This window comes from Mycobacterium sp. E3298 (assembly GCF_001666895.1).
Lineage (GTDB): Bacteria > Actinomycetota > Actinomycetes > Mycobacteriales > Mycobacteriaceae > Mycobacterium.
The window spans coordinates 1-8,126 of sequence record NZ_LZJB01000611.1 but is presented as its reverse complement, the minus strand read 5'-3'; the positions used below and the strand labels follow the sequence as shown (position 1 = coordinate 8,126).

The 8,126-nt window shown below is 71.2% G+C and carries 6 protein-coding genes and 1 pseudogene; 3 read left to right on the top strand and 4 right to left on the bottom strand.

Annotated features, from left to right (window positions below):
• Window positions 1-2,123 (bottom strand): methylmalonyl-CoA mutase (gene scpA, locus A9X05_RS27990; RefSeq protein ID WP_067785538.1); only part of this gene is annotated, 2,123 nt, incomplete at its 3' end.
• Window positions 2,124-2,128: 5 nt separating this feature from the next.
• Entirely contained in the window at window positions 2,129-4,006 is a 1,878-nt protein-coding gene (gene mutA, locus A9X05_RS27985; protein WP_067785536.1) for a methylmalonyl-CoA mutase small subunit, read from the bottom strand.
• 168 nt (window positions 4,007-4,174) lie between these two features.
• Here mutA and A9X05_RS27980 point away from each other — a divergent pair, with 168 nt between their 5' ends.
• The 3 genes from A9X05_RS27980 (at window position 4,175) to A9X05_RS31445 (ending at window position 6,244) form a co-directional block, all read left to right on the top strand.
• Window positions 4,175-4,942 carry a TVP38/TMEM64 family protein gene (locus A9X05_RS27980; protein ID WP_067785533.1) on the top strand — a complete coding sequence of 256 codons (768 nt, stop codon included), beginning with the start codon at window positions 4,175-4,177 and terminating at the stop codon, window positions 4,940-4,942.
• A 136-nt stretch (window positions 4,943-5,078) separates the two neighbouring features.
• The gene (locus A9X05_RS27975; RefSeq protein WP_082954749.1) at window positions 5,079-5,870 is read left to right on the top strand and encodes an endopeptidase; all 792 of its coding nucleotides are present in this window, start codon (window positions 5,079-5,081) and stop codon (window positions 5,868-5,870) included.
• Window positions 5,871-6,004: 134 nt separating this feature from the next.
• Window positions 6,005-6,244: a hypothetical protein gene (locus tag A9X05_RS31445; protein WP_156675615.1), complete on the top strand. Its 240-nt coding sequence runs from the start codon at window positions 6,005-6,007 to the stop codon at window positions 6,242-6,244.
• Window positions 6,245-6,296: 52 nt separating this feature from the next.
• Here the strand turns inward: A9X05_RS31445 and A9X05_RS27970 are convergent, their stop codons facing one another.
• Window positions 6,297-7,814 (bottom strand): cell wall metabolism sensor histidine kinase WalK, encoded by a 1,518-nt coding sequence (locus tag A9X05_RS27970; RefSeq protein ID WP_067785531.1) that lies wholly within the window; start codon window positions 7,812-7,814, stop codon window positions 6,297-6,299.
• Window positions 7,811-8,062, bottom strand: a pseudogene (locus A9X05_RS27965) (winged helix-turn-helix domain-containing protein); the annotation flags it as partial. The pseudogene A9X05_RS27965 and the gene A9X05_RS27970, both read right to left, overlap by 4 nt.
• Between the last annotated feature and the right edge of the window lie 64 nt (window positions 8,063-8,126).

Below are 8,126 nucleotides of genomic sequence, written 5' to 3'. Positions count from 1 at the left end.
GGGATGACGCCACCGACCACGATCATGATGTCGGGCCGTCCCACCTCGGCGAGCGCGTCGCGCAGTGCCGGCACCAGCGTCAGGTGGCCGGCGGCCAGCGACGAGACACCGACGACGTGCACGTCGTTGTCGGCGGCCTGCCGGGCCACCTCCTCGGGCGTGGAGAACAGCGAGCCGACGTCGACGTCGAAGCCCAGGTCGGCAAAGGCCGTCGCGATCACCTTCTGACCGCGGTCGTGACCGTCCTGACCCATCTTCGCCACGAGAATTCTCGGCCGTCGGCCGTCGGCCTCGGCGAACTTCTCGACCAGTTCCGTGGCGGTTGCGATGTTGGGGGCCTTTCCGGCTTCGTCGCGGTAAACACCGGCGATCGTGCGGATCTCCGCCTGGTGCCGGCCGTATACCTTTTCCAGCGCGTCGGAGATCTCCCCGACCGTCGCCTTGGCCCGGGCGGCGTTGATCGCCAGCGCCAGCAGATTATTACCCAGCCCGTCCTCGCCGGCGCGGCCGTGTGCCGCGGCCGCCCGGGACAGGTCGGCCAGCGCCGCCTCGACGGCGGATTGGTCGCGGCTGGCCCGCAGCTCTTTGAGCTTGGTCAGCTGCTCGGCGCGCACGCGGCTGTTCTCGACCTTGAGGACCTCGACCTCTTGGTCCTCCTCGACCTGATATTTGTTGACGCCGATCACCGGCTGCATCCCGGAGTCGATGCGGGCCTGGGTGCGCGCGGCCGCCTCCTCGATGCGCAGCTTCGGGATGCCGTCGCTGATGGCCTGGGCCATGCCGCCGTGCTCGGCGACCTCGGCGATGTGGGCGCGGGCCTTCTGCGCGAGCTGATGGGTCAGCCACTCCACGTAATACGAACCGCCCCAGGGGTCGATGGGCCGCGTGGTGCCCGACTCCTGCTGCAGCAGCAGCTGGGTGTTGCGCGCGATCCGCGCCGAGAAGTCGGTGGGCAGCGCCAGCGCCTCGTCGAGGGCGTTGGTGTGCAGGGACTGGGTGTGGCCCTGGGTGGCGGCCATCGCCTCGATGCAGGTGCGCGCCACGTTGTTGAAGGCGTCCTGCGCGGTCAGCGACCAGCCGGAGGTCTGCGAATGCGTGCGCAGCGAAAGCGATTTCGCGTTCTTCGGGTTGAACTGGGCGACCAGCTCGCTCCACAGCAGCCGGCCGGCCCGCAGCTTGGCGACCTCCATGAAGAAGTTCATGCCGATGCCCCAGAAGAACGACAGGCGCGGCGCGAACTTGTCGATGTCCAGGTCGGCGTCCAGGCCCGCCTTGATGTAGTCGACGCCGTCGGCCAGGGTGTAGGCGAGTTCCAAATCGGCTGTGGCGCCGGCCTCTTGGATGTGGTAGCCGGAGATCGAGATGGAGTTGAACTTCGGCATCTTGGCACTGGTGTAGCCGAAGATGTCGGAGATGATGCGCATCGACGGCTTGGGCGGATAGATGTAGGTGTTGCGCACCATGAATTCTTTGAGGATGTCGTTCTGAATGGTGCCGGCCAGCTTCTCCGGCGGCACGCCCTGCTCCTCGGCCGCCACCACGTACAGCGCCAGGATCGGCAACACCGCACCGTTCATCGTCATCGACACGGACACCGTCGACAGGTCGATGCCGTCGAACAGCTGGCGCATGTCGAGAATGGAATCGATTGCCACGCCGGCCATTCCGACGTCGCCCTGGACGCGGGGATGGTCCGAGTCGTATCCGCGGTGGGTGGCCAGGTCGAAGGCCACCGACAGGCCCTTCTGGCCGGCGGCCAGGTTGCGGCGGTAGAACGCATTCGACTCCGCCGCGGTGGAGAACCCCGCGTACTGGCGGATGGTCCACGGCTGATTGACGTACATCGTGGGGTACGGGCCGCGCAGGAACGGCGGTTCGCCCGGGAAGCTGTTCAGCGGGTATCCGCTCGCCACGACGGCGGCGCGGTCGGCGCCGATGTACACCGGTTTGACGGCGATGTCTTCGGGCGTGTGCCATTCGAGCTGATCGGGCGTGTACCAGTGCGCGGCCGCCGTTGCGGCGACGTGCTCGCGCACGGCGGCCTCGGTGGGCGGCGGCAGCGGCCGGTCGCCGTCCAGCGGGATTTCGGCGAAGTTGCCGATCACAGGTGCGGTTGTGGTCATTGCGGCTACGCTCCCAGTCGAGTGAGCAGGTTCGAAAGGGCTTCGACCGCATTGATTTTCGCGGTCAGGAACTCGTCGGGCCGGTGCTCGGCGTCGCCCAGGGCCTTTTCGGGTCCGGCCAGGTAGACCCGCGCCACCCCGGCGGCCCGCGCCGCCTCGACGATCGCCGCGGCCCCCTCCCCGTAGCGCTTGTCGGTGCCGCAGATAACGGCCGCGCCGGGCGACCCGGCGTCGGCGACGGCCTTTGCGACGCCCGTGGCGTCGACGGTTCCGGGGTTGACGGCTTCGATGCCGCCCGACGCCAGCAGGTTGGCGGCGAAGGTGGCGCGGATGTTGTGCTCGGCCAGCGGACCCAGCGGCAGCAGCAGCACCCGCGGTCGCGCTCCGGTGCGGGCCAGGAACGCATCGGAGCGATCGCGTAGCGCCTCGAACGCGGCGGCATACCGCCGCAGGTTGCCGGCGGCCAGCGGCGAACCTGGCGAATCTTCTTGCGGCAGAGCCGGCTCCGTCAGATTCGGGAACTCGTTGACACCGGTGATCGCGGTGCGCCGATGCGCGATGTCGTCGGCGCGTCGCGCGGCCACTTCGGCGATCTGGCCGGCGACGTAGTCGCGCGCGTCGACGAAACCGCCGTGGGCCTCGATGGCCTGGAAGTGCTCCCAGGCCCGCTCGGCGAGCCGCGCGGTGAGGTCTTCGACGAACCAGGACCCGCCGGCGGGGTCCAGCACCCGGCCGACGTGCGACTCCTCCAGGAGCAGCAACTGGGTGTTGCGGGCGATCCGGCGCGCGAAGCTTCTCGCCGTGCCCGGGAAGCCGCCCGGGATCGCCACGTCGAACGGCAGCACCAGCACGGTGTCGGCGCCGCCGACGCCCGCGCCGAACGCGGCCAGCGTGCAGCGCAGCATGTTCACCCACGGGTCGCGCTGGGTCATCATCGGCAGCGACGTCTCGGCGTGCACGGTGACGGCGCCGCCGTCCGGGTCGCCGACGACCTCGGCGACCCGCGCCCACAGGCGGCGCACCGCCCGCATCTTGGCGAGCGTGACGAACTGGTCGTCGTCGGCGGCCAGCCGGAAGCTGATCTGCCGCAACGCCTCGCCGATCGGCACGCCCGATTCGGTGAGCCGCCGCAGGTAGTCCACCCCGGCGGCCACGGTGCCGGCCAGCTCCCAGGTCGCGTTGGCGCCCAGGTTGTGGAAGGCCGGACCGTCGACGGTGATCGCACGCACGCCGCGCTCTCGGGCCGCCCGCTTGGCGACCGTGACGACCTCGTCGAGCGCCGGCGCGGGACGGTCACTCAGCGCCGCGGTGAGCGGGTCGCCGCCCAGGTCGATCGACAGGAGTCCGCGCTGATCCCCCTCCACGCGGGCCGCCAACGCCAACATCGCGTCGGCGGCGGTCGAGTAGTCGGCGCCCGCATCGATGATGACCGGCGCCATGCTCAGGTACACCCCGGCCAGGCTTTCCTCGAGCTGGTCGGCGGTCACGCCGGACTCCCCCACCCGCAGCACCAGCGCGCTCGCCCCGTTGCCCAGCGCCTCCAGCACCGCCGCGTTGACGTCCTTGGCCGCCACCCCGGCGACTCGGTCGGCCGGGAACGCCTCGGCCACCTTCCAGCCGGACTTGACGTCGTGCAGCGCGTCGGCGCCCCGCAGGTACGGCCACTCGCCCGGCAGCGGCGGTTCCGGCAGCTCGTCCAGCGCGGTGTACAGCGCCCGGATGGCGATGCCGTCATAGGTCGGGGTTTCCAGCAGCCGCTCGGGCTGGTCCCCGAGCTCCTCGGGGTCCTTCCGGGTGCTTTTCGATAGCACGCCGGCGACCGCGCTGCGCCAACGCCCGCGAACCTGTTCTAGTTCGGCGAGCTCGGGTACATCAATGGACACCGATTGCTCCCTTTTTCCCAGCAAATGGGGCCTGCGACTTACTAATGAGGCTAGTTGATCGGGCCTGTGGGCAGAAAACCGCGCGGCGCGACGAACGCGGCGGCGCGCCGATGAAACGCCAGCCTCGGGAAACGAGTTATTCACCTGGGCCCCGTAACCTTTACAGGCGTGACGGCTTCCGCCACCTGCAGAATCAACCGGACTCTGCGCGACCTCGCCGGCGCGCTGGGCGCAACCGCGCGTCTGCTGTCGCGGCCCCGGGCAATCGCCACAGTGGTCGGTATCACACTGCTGATCGCCGCCGCGTCATGGCTCCCGCTGCCCACGCCCGTGCAGATGCGCGACTGGGCACAGTCGGTCGGCCCCTGGTTTCCGCTGGCGTTCCTGGCCGCGCACATCGTGGCGACCGTGGTACCGGTCCCCCGCACGGCCTTCACCCTGGCCGCCGGCCTGCTGTTCGGCCCGCTGCTCGGTGTGGCGCTGGCCGTCGGGGCCAGCACCGCGAGCGCGGTGATCGCGATGCTGCTGGTGCGGGCGGCCGGGTGGCGGTTGAACCGCCTGGTGCGCCACCGGTCGATCGACACGGTCGACGAACGCCTGCGCCAACGGGGTTGGCTGGCCATCCTGTCGCTGCGGCTGATTCCCGCCGTACCGTTCTCCGCGATCAACTACGCCGCCGGTGCGTCGACGGTGCGCCTGCTGCCGTACACGCTGGCGACGCTGGGCGGCCTGCTGCCCGGCACCGCCGCCGTGGTGATCCTCGGAGACGCCCTCGCCGGACACCCCAACTCGCTGCTGTACCTCGTCTCGCTGTGCACGGCGACGCTGGGTTTGACGGGCTTGATCATCGAGATCCGCCATTTCCGCCGGCACCATCGCCGGGCAGACAGTCCCGTCGACGACGAGCCCTCCCCCCAGCCGGCCACCGTTCGCTGACCAGATCTCGCTAATCGCCACGGCCGCTGGGCCGAAGCTGGCAAGCTGGGGCCTCAGAGACCTACCGGCATCGCGCGCTCAAGGGGGGGTGTTGGCCGGAACCCACGTGCAATATCCGCTGCCACAACGCTCCAGGATGCATTCCGCGTTGCTGGCGATCGCGGCGTTGTTCTGCGCCATGGCCTTCGTCGCCGCGGTGTCCCAGCTGTCCAGGAACGACGGCGCCCGCTCCCTCGCCCCACCGCCCGCCCTGGCACCGATCGACCTGCCCGCATCGAGCGCTATCGGCCCCGGCGCGGGCATCTTCGTCGAGTACGCCGACGGGTCGGGCGGAATGGGTTGCACCGCGGGATTTTTGGTGCACACCGCCGCCGGCGAGACCGGGGTGCTGACGGCCGGTCACTGCAACCGCCCGGGCGGGCCCGGCAAGGTGACGATGAACCTGGGCGGCGTCCTCCCCTACGCGACGGTCGGCACGTTCAGCCAGACGGTCAACGAGGGTGTGCACAAGGAGCAGCACGACATCGGCCTGGTCCTGCTCAACGGCGAAAGCGTCCCGCAGAGCGCGGCCATCGGGGCCTCCCTGCCGGTCGCGGGCGTCGCCACCAACCTGCAGATCGGCCAGGAACTCTGCAAGTTCGGCATGGGTTCCGGCGAGGCCACCTGCGGCCCGATCACGGAAGTCACCAAGAGCAAGGTCGTGTTCTTGGCGCCCGGCCAATGCGGCGACTCCGGCGGGCCGGTCTACCTCAACGACGGCGACGGCACCGTGCGCGCCGTCGGCATCCTCATCCGCGGGGGTGTCCCCGACCCGCCGAAGCCGGGATGTTCGGCCCCGGCGAGGTTCTCGGTGGCCGAGCTCGTCCAGCCCTGGCTGGACAAGTGGCGGCTGACCACCGTGACCGCGGTGTCGTCCGCGGCCGGCTGAAAGTTCGCCCACCGCAAGGATCTTCAGGCTGGCTTCAGGCTCGCTTTCTAATGTCGCGGACGTCGCGGTGCGCGGGACGCTATTGCGCACCCGACGGGGATCGATCGCCGACAGAAAGGGAGAGGATGGGCCCAGTGAAGATCAAACAACTCATCGCCGGTTCGCTGCTGGCGGGCGTCCTTGGGGCGACCGCGGCCGGCTTCGGCGCCGCGGTGGCCAGCGCGGATCCGCCCCCGCCCCCGCCGCCGGGACAACCCTGGGGGCCGGGACCGGGTGGGCCCGGTGGACCACCGCCGCCGCCCGGACCACCGGGCGGACCGCCGGCGCCGGGGGCTCCGGGTGGCCCCTTCCGCCCGCCACCGCCGGGGTTCTAGTGCCGGGCGTGCGCTAGCGGCACCGAGCGGTGGCCGCCTCGACCCGGGGTGGTCACCGCTCGGCGCTCGGGTCGACGGCAGCGACGACCGGCAGGGTGAGGCGGAACTCGGCACCGCCGTCGCGCGGCACGCACACCAGCTCTCCGCCGTGGGCTCGGGCCAGCGCCCGGGCGATCGGCAGCCCGAGCCCTGCGCCGCCGTGATCTCGGGCGCGGCCGGCGTCCAGGCGCACCAGGCGCTCGAAGATCCGCTCGCGCTCCTCGTCGGGAATCCCTGGGCCGCTGTCGGTGACAGTCACCGCGGCGGCGCCGTCGTCGCGCCGGACGTCGATCGTGATGGCGCCTCCGGCCGGTGTGTAGCGGCGTGCGTTGTCGAGCAGATTGGACAGGATCTGCGCGAGCCGGGTGGGGTCCGCGTTGACGGCGAGGTCGGCCCCGCCGGTGCGGCTGATCGCGAGTTGCGGCGCGAGCATCGCGGCCCGGTCGGCTTCGGCGTCCGCGATCGCGGCCAGGTCGACCTCGCGGGTGTCCAACGGCAGGCCCGCGTCGATGCGGCTCAGATCGAGCATGTCCGAGACGAGCCGGCCGGCGCGGCGGGCGTCGGACAGCAACAGGCTGGCCCGGCGGTACTGACCCTGCGCCGTGCCGTCGCCCTGATCCGCGGCGGAGGCGTTGTTGACGAGCTGTTCGGCGGCGACCTGAATCCCGGCGATCGGGGTCCGCAACTCGTGGGCGGCGTCGACGAGGAAGCGCCGCGTCGCGGTCTCGGCCCGCTGGGCGGTGTCCGCGGCCCGCTGGGCCCGGTTTTCGGAGGCCTCCAACGCGTCCAGCATCCCGTCGAAAGCGGTTGCGGCGCGCCCCAATTCGGTGTCGGCCCGGTCCGGGCGCAGCCGTCGCCCGCGGTCGCCGGTCCTGATGTCGTTCGCCAGCGCCGTCAGCCGGTCCAACGGGCGCAACGCCACCCGGCTGACGGCCACCAACAACAGCGCCGCGGTCAGGAGCGTCACCACGCCGGCCCCGATCATCAGCAGGCGCAGCTGGTGCGTCACCTGGGTGGTTTGCGTCGTGTCGGCGACCAGGATCACCCGGGAGCCATCCGGCAGCGGGCGCACGACGGCCGTCGCGGTGGCATCCGGCGGGGGCGGCGGGGGCGGCGGCGGCCAGGGTGCAATGCCGGGCGGCGGGAAGTTCGGGCCGGGCGCGAACGGCGGTGGCGGAGCGAACGGCGGCGGGGGCGGAAAGGGCGGCGGGACAACGGGACCCGCGACGGTATCGGGGCTGATGCCGCGGTCGCCGTACGTTGCGCCGTCGGCGGTGACCAGCAGTGCCCGTACGCCGCCGCCGTTGAGTTCGGCGGCCAGCAGGTCGGGTGACGTGTGTGCGACGTCCAGCGCCTCGGCCCGGGATGCCGCGGCGAGGAGCCGGTCGTGCAGGTTTCTGCGGGCGAGGACGCCCAGGCTGAGGTCGACGGTCACGCCGAGCACCACCAGCAGCAGGGCGAGCAACGCCACCACCACCAGCGTCACCCGGCGCTGCAGGGACGGGGTCCGAGTCGTGGAGGCGGCCGTCATGATCGCCGCGGCTGCAACCGGTAGCCGATGCCGCGCGCGGTGTGCAGGATCCGCGGCCCGTGGGCTTCGAGTTTGCGTCGCAATCCACTGATATGCACCTGCACCAGGTTCGGATCGTAGGCGTCGTACCCCCAGACCCCGTTCAGGATCTGGCCGGCGCTGACGATGCGGCCGCGCTGTTCCACCAGGAAGGCCAACAGCCGCAGTTCGGTTGCGGTCAGGTCGAGGCGGCTACCACCGCGCGCGGCATCGGCTACCGGTTGCAGCCGCGGCGATCATGACGGCCGCCTCCACGACTCGGACCCCGTCCCT